Here is a 14,764-nt window from a genome sequence, read left to right as displayed (position 1 = left end):
GTGTTCAACCTGATTGGGGCGGAGTCGGACGGGTGCTGGCCAAAAACGCCTCGATCTGCTGCACAAAGGTTTCGGGCGTGATGGGCTTGGACAAGTGTTCATTAAAGCCGAATTCGAGCGCCTTCTCACGGTCGCCCGGCATCGAAAACGCCGTGACCGCCACCAGAGGCACCGCCCGCCAGTGCGGGCTGGCACGCAGGCCGCGCGCCACTTCGTAGCCGTTCATCACCGGCATCTGCAAGTCGCACAGCACGATGTCCGGCCCCTCGGCCAGGGCCAGGTCCAGCCCCACGGCGCCGTTTTCGGCGGCCAGCACCCGGTGGCCGGCGGCTTCGAGCAGGTAGGTGACCAGCATGCGGCTGGCGTCATCATCCTCAATGACCAGAACGGTGGCGGGATTTGTGGTGGTGGTAGTCATGCCACATGCTCCGGCAACTGCAAGGTGAAGGTACTACCCAGGCCCTCGGTGCTGTCAAAACCCAGCGTGCCACCCAGGGCCTCGGCCAGCTTGCGGCTCAGGTGCAGGCCCAGGCCTGTGCCCTCGTGGTGGCGCCGGTCCGCGCTTTCTACCCGCGAAAACGCCTCGAACAGGCGGGGCTGCTCCAACAGCGGTATGCCAGGGCCGGTGTCCTGCACCCGCAGCTGCACGGCGCGGCCGCTGGGTAGTTGCAGCTCCTGCAGCACTACATCCACCCGCCCCTGCCGAGTGAATTTAATGGCGTTACCCACGAGGTTGATCAGTATCTGGCTGAGCGCGCGCCGGTCAGTCTTCAGCATCAGCTCGCCCGGTGGCGTGTGCACTGCAAAGGCCAGGCCCTTGCGCCGCGCCTCCAGTTCCAGTGTGGCAGACACTTCTTCGATCAGGGTTTTGCAGTCCACCGGTTCCAGGTTCAGCGTGACTTTGTTGGCGCTGAGCTTGGCCACGTCCAGCAGGTCATTGATGAGCGACAGCAGGTGCTTGGCCCCCGTCTGCACAATGCGCAACTGCTTGTCCTGCTCGGCATTGAGCGGGCCGGGCAGCTTCATGAGCAGCGTGCCGGTAAAGCCAATGATGGCGTTGAGCGGCGTGCGCAGCTCGTGGGACATGCTGGCCAGAAAGCGGTCTTTCACCAAGGCCGCGTTCTCCAGCTCAAGGTTCTTGTCGCGCAGCACCTGCTCGATGCGCTTGCGCTCGGTCACATCGCGGATGGCGCTGGAGACAAACAGGCCCTCCTCCGTCTCCAGCGGGCTCAGGCTGATCTCCACCGGAAACTCGCTGCCGTCCTTGCGCAGGCCATGCAGCTCCAGCCCTGCGCCCATGGAGCGGGTGCGCGGTTCGGTAAAAAAATTGCGCCGGTGGTCGGGGTGGCGGGCACTGAAACGCTGGGGCACCAGCAACTCAATGGGCCGGCCCAGCAGCTCGTCGCGGCTCCAGCCAAACAGTTTGACCGCCTGCGAGTTGACGAGCACGATGCGCCCCTCGCGGTTGACGATGACCATGGCGTCGGGCGCGGCCTCCAGCAGGTCCTTGAACTTCTGGTCCGCGCGCTTGCGATCGGTGATGTCGCGGATGGCGCTCATCACCATGGTGCCCTCTTCGGTGTCGATGGGGCTCAGGCTGATCTCGACCGGAAACTCACCGCCGTCCTTGCGCAGGCCATGCAGCTCCAAGCCCGCGCCCATGGTGCGGGTGCGCGGCTGGCCAAAAAAACCGCTGCGGTGGCCCAGGTGGGCGCCCCGGTAGCGGTGGGGCAACAACACCTCCACCGCCTGGCCCAGCAGCTCGGCGCGGGGGTAGCCAAACACGCGCTCGGCCTGCGAGTTGACGAGCACGATGCGCCCGGTCACGTTGACCATCACGATCGCGTCGGGGGTGGATTCGAGCAGGTCACGAAACCGGGCCTCCAGCAGCTTTGCATCGCGCTGCACCTTGAGCTGGGTGACATCCTTCTTGCTCGACAAGAAGTACAGCACCTGCCCACCCGCATCGCGCACGGCCTTGGTCGATACATTGACATGCACCAGCGAGCCGTCTTTGCGGCGGCGCACGGCCTCTTGTACCGAGGTGCCCAGGCGCAGGGCTTCGGCACGGAAAAGGTCTTCTTCGTGTGCGCGGCCCTGGGGCACGATCAGGTCGAGAATGGAGCGCCCCTGCACTTCGGCCTGCGAGTAGCCAAAAATCAGCTCGGCCGCCGGGTTCCACTCCAGCACCACACCCTGGGGCGATAGCACCAGCAATGCATCGGGGTTTTGCTCCCAGTACGCAGCAGAAAAATCAGTCGCCATGCAGCCCTCTTACTCCAGGACGGGGCGGCATCGCAGCGTCTGCTGTGCCTGGTGCGCCCTCGCTTTCGCCCCGGTGTCGGTGTTGTTGTATGGGTGGTGATGGTGCACAACACCCTCGCCGTACTGTGCATCGTCACCACGCCTTCGTCGCACCGCAGACCCATCCCCCGCTTCGTGACGGCAGGGGCTGCGCATTGCGGCGAAAGCGCCAACCCATATTAGGGGGGAACGCGGCAAAACTCCAACACAGAAATGCCAACATGGCCGCACCCCGTCACCGGCCGCAATGGACAATGGCCGCCGCAAAAAACAAACCCCTGAGCCCATCAAGGGATCAGGGGCGCCAATGCATCACGGGCCGTTCCGCCCAGGCGGCGGTGCAGTGCAAGATTACATGTGGTCGATCATGACCTGTCCAAAGCCCGAGCAGCTCACCTGCGTAGCGCCTTCCATCAGACGCGCAAAGTCGTAGGTGACCCTCTTGGAGGCGATCGATTTTTCCAGCGAGCGGATGATCAGGTCGGCAGCTGCGGTCCAGCCCATGTGGCGCAGCATCATCTCGGCCGACAGGATCTCGGAGCCGGGGTTGACGTAGTCCTTGCCAGCGTACTTGGGCGCCGTGCCGTGCGTGGCCTCAAAGCAGGCCACCGAGTCGGACATGTTGGCGCCGGGTGCAATGCCGATGCCACCGACCTGCGCGGCCAGCGCGTCGGAAATGTAGTCACCGTTCAGATTGAGCGTAGCCACCACCGAATACTCTGCCGGGCGCAGCAGGATCTGCTGCAGGAAGGCATCGGCAATGCTGTCCTTGATGGTGATTTCCTTGCCCGTCTTGGGGTTCTTGAGGCGGCACCAGGGGCCGCCGTCGATGAGCTGGGCACCAAACTCCTTCTGTGCCAGCGCATAGGCCCAGTCGCGGAAGCCACCCTCGGTGTACTTCATGATGTTGCCCTTGTGCACGATGGTCACGCTGGGCTTGTCGTTGTCGATGGCGTACTGGATGGCCTTGCGCACCAGGCGCTCCGTGCCCTCGATGGAAACGGGCTTCACGCCCAGACCGGACGTATTGGGGAAGCGGATCTTTTTGACACCCATTTCGTCCTGCAGGAACTTGATGAGCTTTTTCGCCTTGTCGGACTGAGCTTCGAATTCGATGCCGGCGTAGATGTCTTCCGAGTTCTCGCGGAAGATGACCATGTTGGTCTTTTCGGGCTCCTTCAGCGGCGAAGGCACGCCCTTGAAATACTGCACAGGCCGCAGGCAGACATACAGGTCCAGCTCCTGGCGCAGCGCCACATTGAGCGAACGGATGCCGCCGCCCACGGGCGTAGTCAGCGGGCCCTTGATGGAGACCACGTACTCGCGCAGTACCTGCATGGTTTCTTCAGGCAGCCAGACATCGGGACCGTAGACCTTGGTGGACTTTTCGCCCGCGTACACCTCCATCCAGTGAATCTTTTTCTTGCCCCCATAGGCCTTGGCCACGGCGGCATCGACCACCTTGATCATGACGGGCGTGATGTCGAGGCCCGTACCGTCACCTTCGATGAAGGGGATGATGGGCTCGTCCGGCACATTCAGGGACATGTCGGCGTTGACGGTGATTTTCTGGCCTTCGGCAGGCACCACGATGTGCTGGTAGGTGGTCATGGGTGGGGAGTCTCCGGTATGCGCCGAGTGTGATTCGGTCGATGAGGGGCAAAGCGAGGAAAAGGAGGGCCGCCACAGGCGCGGCAGTGTGGTTTCAAACCATTCTAATGAGAAAAATTTTCTTCCAAGCCCCTGTCCACGTGCTGGGCACTGCTATCGTTGCGAGCGGATTCGTGCGGGTTTCGCACAGTCCTTCAACCTTCGTTCACACTGGAAACGGCATATATGAAAAAACTCCTCGCTGTCCTCGTGGCCGGTCTGTTCACTGCTGGCGCTTTTGCACAGGCACCCGCAGCAGCTCCTGCCCCAGCCACTGCGCCTGCAGCAGCCCCCATGGCCGCTCAGGCTCCTGCGCCGGTAGCAAAGACCAAAGCAACCAAGACCGCCAAGAAAAAGAAGACCCACAAAAAGGTCGCCAAGAAGAAAACCGCCCACAAGGCAGCCTGAAGCAGTCCGGCACGGCCTAGCGCACCCGCAACAGGGGCCTCGGGCCTTCACTGATTCAAAATCGCCCGCTGCTGCGGGCGTTTTCTTTGGCGCTGCTACAGCCCCTGCGCGCCGCCAGAACTTTTTGCACCCCCTGCAGTCCGTCGTTATTCGCCATGTTCCTTGTTGACCAGAAAGCCACGTCCATGACCGCCTCACGCTCCACCCCAGCCCTTCCGAATGACGCTCCGCGTGGTGCCACCGGCATTCAGCGCTTCGCCCGCCGAGCCGTCGGGGCGTGGGGTGTTTGGCTGGCGGCATGTGCACTGGTGGTGCCCGCCGGGGTCACCCAGGCGCAGGAGGGCCCACAGATGAATCTGCGGCGCGTGGAGCTGACCGCCGGCATGCACCGCATCGACGCCCAAGTCGCCCTCGCTCCCCAGGAGCGCCAGACGGGCCTGATGTACCGCAAGGAAATGCCCGCGCACGAGGGCATGCTGTTTGTCTTTGAGCAGACCTCCCAACAATGCTTCTGGATGAAGAACACCTTGCTGCCGCTCACTGCAGCCTTCGTTGCCGATGACGGCACCATCGTGAATCTGGAGGACATGAAGCCCCAGACGCTGGACTCGCACTGCTCAGCCAAGCCCGTGCGGTATGTGCTGGAGATGAACCAGGGCTGGTTTGCCAAGAAAGGCATCAAGGCAGGGGCCAAACTCAGCGGCACGCCGTTTGCCCGGCAATGAGGGCAAGGCCGCAAAAACTATCAATTTAATAGCTGCACAAGCATGATTCACTAGCGCATCAGCCCCAAAAGGCCACAATCTGGGATATGCAACAAAAAACGGCCCGAAGGCCGTTTTTTGTTGTCTGCGCGATGTGGACACGACACCGCGACGGACTGGATCGATCAGGCGAAGTTGGCTTCGGCAAACTTCCAGTTCACCAGCTTATCGAGGAAGGTCTCGACGAACTTGGGACGCATGTTGCGGTAGTCGATGTAGTACGCGTGTTCCCACACGTCCACGGTCAGCAGCGCCTTGTCGGCGGTGGTCAGGGGCGTGCCGGCGGCGCCGGTGTTGACGATGTCCACGCTACCGTCGGCCTTCTTCACCAGCCAGGTCCAGCCCGAACCGAAGTTGCCCACGGCGGACTTCACGAAGGCTTCCTTGAAGGCTGCGTAGCTGCCCCACTTGGCGGTGATGGCTGCAGCCAGTGCGCCAGAAGGCTCACCGCCGCCCTGGGGAGCCATGCAGTTCCAGAAGAAGGTGTGGTTCCAGATTTGCGCAGCGTTGTTATAGATGCCGCCGCTGGCCTTCTTGACGATCTCTTCGAGCGTCAAGGCTTCGAACTCGGTGCCCTTTTGCAGGTTGTTGAGGTTCACCACATAGGCGTTGTGGTGCTTGCCGTGGTGGTACTCCAGGGTTTCCTGGCTGTAGTGCGGAGCCAGGGCGTCGATGGCGTAGGGCAGCGGGGGAAGGGTATGTTCCATGGTGGTGTTTCCTCGTGGTTTGAAATTCTGGGATGCCGTCTGCAACGCGGGCTTTCCTGATCAATGCAGTCGGACACAGCGCGAAGGGGGCATTGTAGGAACATCAGGTGACCTGTGCAGCGTGAGGACTCCCGCACCCCACCTGTAACGCAGCAAACCGCCACTGTCCTACAAAAAGGCCCCCAGTCGCACCCTCGCCCTGCGCAATCCGGTTACAGCAGCCGTGGCTGCGACACCGTCACATCCACCGCACCGTCGGCCAGTGTGGCCCGCAGCGCGTCGCCCGGCTGGGCCTGGCGTACGCTGGTCACCGCCTGGCCGCTGGTGTCGGTCAGCAGCGCATAACCACGCTGCAGCACGAGGCGTGGGTCCAGCAGCTCCAGACGCAAGGCGGCGCGGTCCAGCCGCTCGGTATGCTGCGCCACGCTGCGTTGCAGTGCTTGGGGAAAATTGACCTCTAGCGCTTGTTGCACTTGCACCAGGCGCTGCATTTTCAGGAGCACGCCGTGGCGCATGCGCTGCGCGAGGCGCGCCAGTTGCAACTGCTGGCGCGCCACCAGGCCCGAGGGGCGGCCCAGCCGCGCTGCCGCCTGATCCAGCCGCTGGTGCCGGGCGTCGATCTGGCGCTGTACTCCGTCGCTGATGCGTCCGGCCAGCAACCCCAGCGCGCCCAGCCACACATCGCGCGGCTGGGCCACCAGCTCGGCCGCCGCCGTGGGCGTTGGTGCGCGCAGGTCGGCGCAAAAGTCAGCGATGGTGAAATCTGTCTCGTGCCCCACACCGCTGACCAGCGGCACCGGGCTCTGCACGATGGTGCGGGCCAGTTGTTCGTCGTTGAAGGCCCACAGGTCTTCGATGGAACCGCCCCCGCGCACCAGCAGGATTACGTCAATGGGCGGATTTTTGGTCCAATCAGCCCCTGGCGCTTGTCCTGCTTGCGCGAGCAGATACAGTTTTGATAGCGCAGCAATGATCGACGGCGGGGCAGCCACGCCTTGCACCTGCGCTGGCACCAGCACCACCGGGATGTGCGGCACACGGCGGCGCAAGGCCGTGACCACATCGTGCAGCGCCGCCGCACCGGTCGAGGTGACCAGGCCAATACCACGGGGCTGCAGCGGCAACGGGCGCTTGCGCGCCGTGTCGAACAGCCCCTCCGCTTCGAGCTGTGCCTTGAGCCGCAGGAACTGCTCGAACAGCGCACCCTGCCCTGCGCGCTGCATGCTTTCGACAATGAACTGCAGATCGCCTCGCGCCTCGTACACACCGAGGCGCCCGCGCACTTCCACCAATTCGCCATCGCGCGGCGAAAAGTCAAGCAGGGTGGCAGCGCGGCGAAACATGGCGCAGCGCAGTTGCCCGTTGGCGTCTTTGATCGAAAAATAACAATGCCCGCTGGATGCGCGCGAGAAGCCCGTGATCTCCCCGCGCACCGCGACAGGATTGAAGCGCGCCTCTAGGGCATCAGCAATGGCGCGGCACAGCGCACCAACTTCCCAAATTCGGGGCGCCGCTGCTGGGCCCGGGCGCTCAAACATGAGAAACGGCGGGCGTTGGCGCCGCGCACACCATGCAAGTACTCCACAGTTTCGGGCCAGCGGCAGCGCCTCCCAGCATAGGCACCCCAACCGGCTGCAAAACACGAGCGCACGTGCAAGTTATTGATTTATATACGTTTTTCATTGCACAATTTTTCATCAATCTGTTGTAAGCACGGCGCGGAGCCACTTTGCGGGGCTCTGGATGCGGGTTGCCCACAAAGTTATCCACAGTTTTTGTGGGTGAGCGCGGCAACGGATGGCGTGCGCGATAACGTAACGGTTTGTGACGCAGCGGCCACCGCAAGCTAGGCCATAATCGCCGATTGCTTTCATCTGCGCGGAGAGAGATTTGCTGTCCATCATACAAGCCGCAGGCTGGCCCATCTGGCCCCTGATCGCGTGTTCCGTCCTGGGACTGGCACTGATTTTTGAACGTTTTCTGGCCCTGAAAACGGCCCGCGTTGCCCCCCCCAAACTGCTCGACGAAGCCATCACGGTGTCGTCCAAGGCCTTGCCTACGCCCGATGTGGTAAACCAGCTGGCCCAGAACTCGGCCTTGGGCGAGGTGCTGGCCAGCGGCCTGCGCACCCTCAACAGCAACCCCCAGTGCAGCGAGACCGACCTGCGTGCTGCCATGGAGGGCACCGGCCGCGCGGTGGCGCACCGGTTGGAAAAATACCTCTCCGCCCTGGCCACCATCGCCTCGGCGGCGCCACTGCTGGGCCTGTTGGGCACCGTCATCGGCATGATCGAGATCTTTGGCTCGCAGGCGGGCGGCGGTGGTGTGGGCCAGGCCATGGGTGGCGGCAACCCGGCCCAGCTGGCACACGGCATCTCCATCGCGCTGTACAACACGGCGTTTGGCCTGATCGTGGCCATCCCTTCGCTGATCTTCTGGCGCTACTTCCGGGCACGTGTGGACGCCTATCTGCTCACGCTGGAGCTGGCGTCGGAGCAATTCGTCCGCCACATCCTGCGCCTGCGCAAAGCCAAATAAGCCCCATGAATTTCCGCCCCCGCGCCAAGGATGAGCCCGAGATCAACCTGATCCCGTTCATCGACGTGCTGCTGGTGATCCTCATCTTTCTGATGCTGACCACCACGTACAGCAAGTTCACGGAGCTGCAGCTCACCCTGCCCGTGGCCGACGCCGAGCAACAGCGCGACCACCCCAAGGAAGTGATTGTCTCTGTGGCCGCCGATGGCCGCTACGCCGTCAACAAGACCGGCGTGGAGGGCAAGAGTGTGGACGCGATCGCCCAGGCACTACGCAGCGCCGCCACGGCGGGCCGTGACAGCGTGGTGATCATCAGCGCCGACGCCATGTCGCCGCACCAATCCGTGGTCACCGTGATGGAAGCCGCGCGCCGCGTGGGCCTCACGCAAATCACGTTTGCCACGCAGTCGTCCGCGTCGGCACGCGCGGCCAGCCGCTGACGGGCATGGCTGGCTCCGGGCCGCAGGCGCCTCGGGCTCCGGCCCCACCGGCTCCACCCCCCTCCTCACCCGCGGCCGAACAACGGCTACAAAAAATCTGGCAGTCCAGGGGCCCAGCCGCCTGGGCGCTATGGCCTGTCTCACTGGTGTACGGCAGCTTGGTGACCCTGCGCCGTTGGCTGTACCGCTGGGGCTGGCTCCGGGCCGAACACCCGGGCCGCCCCGTCATCGTGGTAGGCAATGTGATTGCCGGGGGCGCCGGTAAAACCCCTGTGGTTATCGCACTCGTCAAACACCTGCAGGCACGCGGCCTGCGCGCGGGAGTGATTTCGCGCGGCTATGGCCGCAGCACGCAGGACTGCCGCGCGGTGCGGCCCGACAGTCCGGCCAGCGAGGTAGGCGACGAACCCGCCCTGATTGCACGCAGCGTGGCGGGCGGCGGCACGGTGCCCGTGTTTGTGGCCCCGCGCCGCATCACCGCCGCGCGCGCGCTGCTGGCGGCCCACCCCGATACCGATGTGATCATTTGTGACGACGGCTTGCAGCACCTGGCGCTGCAGCGGGACCTGGAGATCTGCATCTTCAACGACCAGGGCATCGGCAACGGTTTTCTGCTGCCTGCAGGCCCGCTGCGAGAGCCCTGGCCCCGCCCCGTGGATCTCGTGCTGCACGCGGGCAGTGCGCCACCGCGCAGGACCACGGCGCCTGCATTTGCGCTACAGCGCAGCCTGGCGCGCTATGCCCTGCAGTCGGACGGCCACCAGGTGCCGCTGGCCGATCTGCGCGGCCATCCGCTGCATGCGGTAGCTGCCGTGGCCAGGCCTGGTGACTTCTTTGCCATGCTGCGCGCCCAAGGCCTGACGCTGGAACGCACCGAGGCCCTGCCAGATCACTATGATTTTGATAGCTGGCAGCGCATATCTGATAAGCGCATACCGCTGATTTGTACCGAAAAGGACGCGGTGAAGCTCTGGGGCCACCACCCGGACGCGCTGGCCGTACCGCTGGCCGTGCAGATGGCACAGCCCTTTTTTGACGCGCTGGATGGCTGGTTGACCCAGGTCGTCCCCAGCCCTGCGGCAACCAGGCCGCCGCTATCATCTGCCCCTGCCTGAACGAACCCTCCCGGAAAGCCCCTCCCCCATGGACCCCAAACTGCTTGAACTGCTGGTCTGCCCCGTCACCAAAGGCCCACTGACCTATGACCGCGAGGCGCAGGAACTCGTCTCGCGCAGCGCACGGCTGGCCTACCCGGTGCGCGACGGAATCCCGGTGCTGCTGGAAAACGAAGCCCGCACGCTGACCGACGAGGAACTGGAACAGTGAGCGCACCCGTGGCCACTGCAGCCCACAGCCCCTTCACCGTGCTGATCCCGGCACGCATGGCTTCGAGCCGTTTGCCAGACAAGCCCCTGGCTGACATTGCCGGTCTGCCCATGGTCGTGCGCGTGGCCCAGCGTGCTGCGCAGAGCGCTGCAACCCGCGTCGTGGTGGCTGCGGACGACGCACGCATCCTGCAAGCCTGCGCAGCCCATGGCGTACAAGCCGTCATGACCCGCGCCGACCATGCCAGCGGCAGCGACCGCCTGGCCGAGGCCTGCACTCAATTAGGGCTGGAGGGTGACGACATCGTGGTCAATGTGCAGGGTGACGAGCCACTGATAGACCCCGGCCTCATCAATGCCGTCGCGAATCTGCTGCAAGACCGTGATGAAAAGCGCCCCGAAGCCAGCATGGGCACTGCCGCCCATGCCATCGCATCCCTGGCTGACTACACCAACCCCAATGTGGTGAAGGTAGTGGTGGACGCTCGGGGCCTGGCGCACTACTTCAGCCGTGCGCCGATTCCGTTCGGACGGGACCATGCAGGTAACGCGTGGTGGGAGGGTGCAGCGCAGGCCGCACACCCTGGCGTGGCAGCACTGCAAGGCTTTGCGCCGCTGCGGCATGTGGGCATCTATAGCTATCGCGCGGGGTTCTTGCGGGAATTTCCACAACTGGCGCCTGCACCGACCGAGGCGGTCGAGGCACTGGAGCAGCTGCGCGCACTCTGGCACGGCTACCGCATCGCCGTGCACCTGGCCGACGCAGCGCCAGGCCCTGGCGTGGATACGCCGGAGGACCTGGAGCGGGTGCGCGCGCTGTTTCGCTGAACGCTGCCTATAGCTGCCAGCGGCGCGCACTTTGGCCACACTTTGAATGCATTGGGGGCGTATAGCGGGCTCACATGGAGGCCAGATGGAGGAGCCGACCTAGGAATGGCTCCCCATGTAAGTCGACACAAGGTGGTCACATGCTATCCTCAACTGTAACGAGAGCACCGCATCCCGGGCGCACAGAACGGCTTCAGGCGCCCTTCGAACGTCCCCGCCAGCGGCGCCACCCGATTTCTAACCTTCGAGGACATCCATGAGACTGATTCTGTTGGGCGCGCCTGGCGCCGGAAAGGGCACGCAAGCCACGTTCATCTGCCAGAAGTACGGCATTCCCCAGATCTCCACCGGCGACATGCTGCGCGCAGCCGTCAAGGCCGGCACCCCCCTGGGCCTGCAAGCCAAGGCGGTGATGGATTCAGGTGCCCTGGTCAGTGACGACATCATCATCGGTCTCGTCAAGGAACGCATCACGCAAGCAGACTGCGCCAACGGCTTCCTGTTTGACGGTTTTCCCCGCACCATTCCCCAAGCCGATGCCATGAAGGCAGCAGGAGTCAAGCTCGACTACGTGCTCGAAATCGATGTGCCCTTTGACGCCATCATCGAACGCATGAGCGGCCGCCGTTCACACCCTGCCAGCGGCCGCACTTACCACGTCAAGTTCAACCCACCCAAGGTGGAAGGCCAGGACGACGTGACAGGCGAAGAGCTGATCCAGCGCGAAGACGACAAGGAAGAAACCGTCAAGAAGCGCCTGCAGGTCTACAGCGACCAGACACGCCCCCTGGTGGACTACTACAGCAACTGGGCCAAGGCCGAACCCGCCGCAGCGCCCAAGTACCGCGCTATCAGCGGCACAGGCAGCGTGGACGAGATCACCGCACGCGCACTGCAAGCGCTGGCCAGCTGATCCATTGAACTGATCGAAAACCGTCTGACGCCCGTTTGGCGGTCAAGCTCCACCAAAGCGACGCTCTGTATCAGGGCGTCGCTTTTTTCATGGGCCACCTCTACACGCGGTGCGGTGACCTAAACGCAGGTGCAGTGACATCCCGCTTATCCCACTTGTCGCAGGCATGTATTGCGACTCAGGCTGGGCTGGACCGCAGCCCATAGGCTTTGCCGTCCACAAACAGGTATTCGGCGCGCAGCACCGCCTCGCCCTTTTCGCCGCGCAAGCCAAAGCCCACCACCGACACAGCCGCGCCCAGTTTGATCTCGGGCACCTGCCAGGCCTGCATGCGGGTCAGAGGCGCCAACTCAATCCCCCAGACGCGGTCCTTGCGGACGGGTAGCACCGTTTTGGCCAGCAGTGCACGCCCATCCACAGGCGCTGTCTGCACTGGGATGGCGCGTTGCGCAAGGTCCGCTGGCAACCGGAGCGCGGCGGGTAGCTCCAGCTCCAGTTCCGCATGCGGGTTTTGCCAGCGCACTTTGCGTACCGCACCCTCCAGATACAGCGGTCGGTCCGCATCAAAACGGCTCCAGCCATGGTGCGCATGCGCCCCCAAAGGCAAGGCACTTGCGGCAATCAGCACATGGCGACGTTGCAGGCTCATACAGGCTCCTGATGGACGAGGGGGCCAACATCAAAGGTACGCAATCCAGCGGCCACAGGCCACCACCACCAGCCACACCACGGTAGATGCCAGCATCTGCAGGCGTGCCAGGCCATCCAGGCGCGTGAGCGAACCACGTGCATGAAACCACCCCGCATTGCAGCCCGCAAGCATTAACAACAGCATCTTCAAGGTAAAGGCCCGATTGCCGAGCAACTCGGCGGGCTGGGTGGCAAACATCAACAGACCCGACGCCGCTGCCAATCCAAAGCCACACAGCGCCAAGGTCAGGCTCAGCCTGGCGAGGTCTTTCACCGGCAAAGCGGCGCCGCGCCCAAACACCCGCAACTCCAACAACACCAGATTGCCCAGCAACAGCGCAATGCCCACGATGTGGACGACTTCGAGCGCGGGATAAGCCCAGGCGTGTGTTTTGAGGGCAGTGAACACGGTGCGCAGCCCTTCTCGCTCAATCCGCCCGCAGCAAATCAAGGATCAAGGCGACCCGCGCCTTGACGGGCGACAGACCTTGCGAGGTCGGCAGCACATCCCCCGGCTTGGACAGCACCTGCCCCTCGGCGCAGCGGGTAGAACGCAGCACCCGCACCCCTGCGTGCTGCGCGCGCACCAACGCAGCCTCCAGATCGTGGTGGATGGTGCCGTTGCCAGTGCAGGCCACCACCAGGCCCTGCACGCCCTCTCGCACCAGGGCATCGACCGCCCTGCCCGACGCACCTGCATGGCTCATGACGATTTCCACCCAGGGCCAGCCAGCCGCAATTGCTACGCTATTCATAGCAATATCTGTATATTTCACGGGCGCTACAGGCCCATTACATGCCCAACGAACGTTTCCCTCTTCGATCCAGCCCAAAGGGCCTGCCTCCCCAGAGCTGAAAGCATGGACACGGTACGGATGCACTTTTTGCACATGCCGAGCGCCATGTACTTCACCTCCAGCAACCGCCAGCACGCCCATCGCCTCGGGCGCCAGCACCGTTGCCACCGCGTCCAGCAGGTTCTGGGGGCCATCGGGGGTCAGGGCAGTGGCTGGCCGCATGGCACAGGTCAGCACAACGGGTTTGCGCGCATTCAGTACCTCGTGCAAAAACCACGCCGTCTCTTCCAAGGTGTCCGTGCCGTGGGTGATGACCACGCCCCGCACCTCCGGGTCATTCAGATGGTGCGCGCACCGCAGTGCCAACGTGCGCCATACCTCGCAATCCATGTCCTTGCTGTCGATCTGGGCCACCTGCTCCGTCACCAAGGCGCCGCCTGCCAGCGCCTGCAGGCCGGGCACAGCCGCCAGCAGTTGCTCCACTCCCACCTGCGCAGCGGTATAGCCGATGTTGTCCCCCGCCTGAGCCGAGGTGCCTGCAATCGTGCCCCCTGTACCCAAAACCACAATTTTTTGCCCACTCACTTGCATACTCCGAAAAACTGGTGAAAAATACAGTTACTGGATTAAAAAACAGTTGTTCGCCACTGTAACCGCCTGCACCGGAAACCACCATGCTCGACAACCCCAAACTCACCGCCCGCCAGCAGCAGATTCTGGATCTCATCCAGACCGCCATCGCACGCACTGGCGCGCCCCCCACCCGCGCAGAAATCGCGGCCGAGCTCGGTTTCAAGTCGGCCAACGCTGCAGAAGAACATTTGCAGGCCCTGGCCCGCAAAGGCGTGATTGAACTGGTCAGCGGCACCTCTCGCGGCATCCGCTTGCGCAGCGATACGGTGCGCTCCATCAACGCAGCCCGCGGCAACCAATTCAGTCTGCCCATCCCGGGCCTGTCACAGCTGGTGCTGCCCCTGGTGGGGCGGGTTGCTGCGGGGTCGCCCATTCTCGCGCAGGAACATGTGGACCAAACCTATAGCGTGGAAAACAGCCTCTTCCAGCACAAGCCCGACTACCTGCTCAAGGTGCGGGGCATGTCCATGCGCGACGCCGGCATCATGGACGGCGACTTGCTCGCCGTGCAGTCCACCCGCGAAGCTCGCAACGGCCAGATCATCGTGGCCCGTCTGGGTGACGACGTCACCGTCAAGCGCCTGCGCCGCACGGCCACCACCATCGAGCTGCTGCCCGAAAACCCCGACTATCCCGTCATCGTGGTGCAGCCCGGCGAACCTTTCGAAATCGAAGGCCTGGCAGTCGGTCTTATCCGCAACACCATGCTGATGTAACGCATGTCCACAGGGGCCGCGCCGTGGGTGGCGGGCGTTTGGTGAACGGAT

Annotated in this window: 17 protein-coding genes; 9 read left to right on the top strand and 8 right to left on the bottom strand. The window is 63.7% G+C overall.

The window, feature by feature from the left end:
- Positions 1-4: 4 nt before the first annotated feature.
- The 3 genes from OIN59_RS20655 to icd all read right to left on the bottom strand — a co-directional run bounded on the left by OIN59_RS20655 (position 5) and on the right by icd (position 3,915).
- Positions 5-418, bottom strand: a complete 414-nt coding sequence (locus tag OIN59_RS20655; RefSeq protein WP_274113392.1) for a response regulator — start codon at positions 416-418, stop codon at positions 5-7.
- A complete protein-coding gene (locus OIN59_RS20650) occupies positions 415-2,265 on the bottom strand; it encodes a PAS domain S-box protein (protein ID WP_274113390.1) in 1,851 nt (616 codons plus the stop codon). Before OIN59_RS20650 ends, OIN59_RS20655 begins: the two co-directional genes overlap by 4 nt.
- A gap of 390 nt (positions 2,266-2,655) precedes the next feature.
- The gene (gene icd / locus OIN59_RS20645; RefSeq protein ID WP_274113388.1) at positions 2,656-3,915 is read right to left on the bottom strand and encodes an NADP-dependent isocitrate dehydrogenase; all 1,260 of its coding nucleotides are present in this window, start codon (positions 3,913-3,915) and stop codon (positions 2,656-2,658) included.
- Between the two features lie 225 nt (positions 3,916-4,140).
- Here icd and OIN59_RS20640 point away from each other — a divergent pair, with 225 nt between their 5' ends.
- Both OIN59_RS20640 and OIN59_RS20635 read left to right on the top strand, forming a co-directional pair.
- Positions 4,141-4,362, top strand: coding sequence for a hypothetical protein (locus OIN59_RS20640; protein ID WP_274113386.1), 222 nt, complete (start codon positions 4,141-4,143; stop codon positions 4,360-4,362).
- Between the two features lie 185 nt (positions 4,363-4,547).
- Positions 4,548-5,087 carry a DUF192 domain-containing protein gene (locus OIN59_RS20635; protein WP_274113384.1) on the top strand — a complete coding sequence of 180 codons (540 nt, stop codon included), beginning with the start codon at positions 4,548-4,550 and terminating at the stop codon, positions 5,085-5,087.
- Positions 5,088-5,251: 164 nt separating this feature from the next.
- Here OIN59_RS20635 and OIN59_RS20630 read toward each other — a convergent pair whose 3' ends face one another.
- Positions 5,252-5,833, bottom strand: a complete 582-nt coding sequence (locus OIN59_RS20630; protein WP_274113382.1) for a superoxide dismutase — start codon at positions 5,831-5,833, stop codon at positions 5,252-5,254.
- Between the two features lie 212 nt (positions 5,834-6,045).
- The gene (gene xseA / locus OIN59_RS20625) at positions 6,046-7,371 is read right to left on the bottom strand and encodes an exodeoxyribonuclease VII large subunit (RefSeq protein ID WP_274113380.1); all 1,326 of its coding nucleotides are present in this window, start codon (positions 7,369-7,371) and stop codon (positions 6,046-6,048) included.
- A 352-nt stretch (positions 7,372-7,723) separates the two neighbouring features.
- Between xseA and OIN59_RS20620 the strand changes: the two genes are divergently transcribed.
- The 6 genes from OIN59_RS20620 to adk all read left to right on the top strand — a co-directional run bounded on the left by OIN59_RS20620 (position 7,724) and on the right by adk (position 11,877).
- Positions 7,724-8,371: a MotA/TolQ/ExbB proton channel family protein gene (locus OIN59_RS20620; RefSeq protein WP_056062406.1), complete on the top strand. Its 648-nt coding sequence runs from the start codon at positions 7,724-7,726 to the stop codon at positions 8,369-8,371.
- A gap of 5 nt (positions 8,372-8,376) precedes the next feature.
- Positions 8,377-8,811, top strand: coding sequence for an ExbD/TolR family protein (locus OIN59_RS20615; RefSeq protein ID WP_274113378.1), 435 nt, complete (start codon positions 8,377-8,379; stop codon positions 8,809-8,811).
- 5 nt (positions 8,812-8,816) lie between these two features.
- A complete protein-coding gene (lpxK, locus tag OIN59_RS20610; RefSeq protein ID WP_274113376.1) occupies positions 8,817-9,926 on the top strand; it encodes a tetraacyldisaccharide 4'-kinase in 1,110 nt (369 codons plus the stop codon).
- Positions 9,927-9,954: 28 nt separating this feature from the next.
- A complete protein-coding gene (locus OIN59_RS20605; protein WP_056062396.1) occupies positions 9,955-10,137 on the top strand; it encodes a Trm112 family protein in 183 nt (60 codons plus the stop codon).
- Positions 10,134-10,964 (top strand): 3-deoxy-manno-octulosonate cytidylyltransferase, encoded by an 831-nt coding sequence (gene kdsB, locus OIN59_RS20600; RefSeq protein ID WP_274113373.1) that lies wholly within the window; start codon positions 10,134-10,136, stop codon positions 10,962-10,964. The genes OIN59_RS20605 and kdsB overlap by 4 nt, the downstream gene beginning before the upstream one ends.
- Positions 10,965-11,220: 256 nt before the next feature.
- Entirely contained in the window at positions 11,221-11,877 is a 657-nt protein-coding gene (gene adk / locus OIN59_RS20595; RefSeq protein WP_274113371.1) for an adenylate kinase, read from the top strand.
- A gap of 178 nt (positions 11,878-12,055) precedes the next feature.
- Here adk and OIN59_RS20590 read toward each other — a convergent pair whose 3' ends face one another.
- The 3 genes from OIN59_RS20590 to OIN59_RS20580 are packed head-to-tail and all read right to left on the bottom strand — an operon-like array spanning position 12,056 to position 13,955.
- The gene (locus OIN59_RS20590) at positions 12,056-12,526 is read right to left on the bottom strand and encodes a DUF6152 family protein (protein ID WP_274113369.1); all 471 of its coding nucleotides are present in this window, start codon (positions 12,524-12,526) and stop codon (positions 12,056-12,058) included.
- Positions 12,527-12,556: 30 nt separating this feature from the next.
- Positions 12,557-12,976, bottom strand: coding sequence for a hypothetical protein (locus OIN59_RS20585; RefSeq protein WP_274113367.1), 420 nt, complete (start codon positions 12,974-12,976; stop codon positions 12,557-12,559).
- A gap of 19 nt (positions 12,977-12,995) precedes the next feature.
- Positions 12,996-13,955 (bottom strand): asparaginase, encoded by a 960-nt coding sequence (locus OIN59_RS20580; protein WP_274113365.1) that lies wholly within the window; start codon positions 13,953-13,955, stop codon positions 12,996-12,998.
- Positions 13,956-14,038: 83 nt separating this feature from the next.
- On the opposite strand from OIN59_RS20580, the gene lexA reads away from it, so the two are divergent.
- Complete coding sequence (gene lexA, locus OIN59_RS20575) at positions 14,039-14,713, top strand: transcriptional repressor LexA (protein ID WP_274113363.1); 675 nt, start codon at positions 14,039-14,041, stop codon at positions 14,711-14,713.
- Positions 14,714-14,764: the final 51 nt, after the last annotated feature.

The organism is Acidovorax benzenivorans, assembly GCF_028680575.1.
Lineage (GTDB): Bacteria > Pseudomonadota > Gammaproteobacteria > Burkholderiales > Burkholderiaceae_C > Acidovorax > Acidovorax benzenivorans.
The sequence above is the reverse complement of the archived record's forward strand: the minus strand, read 5'-3'. Positions and strand labels throughout refer to the sequence as shown.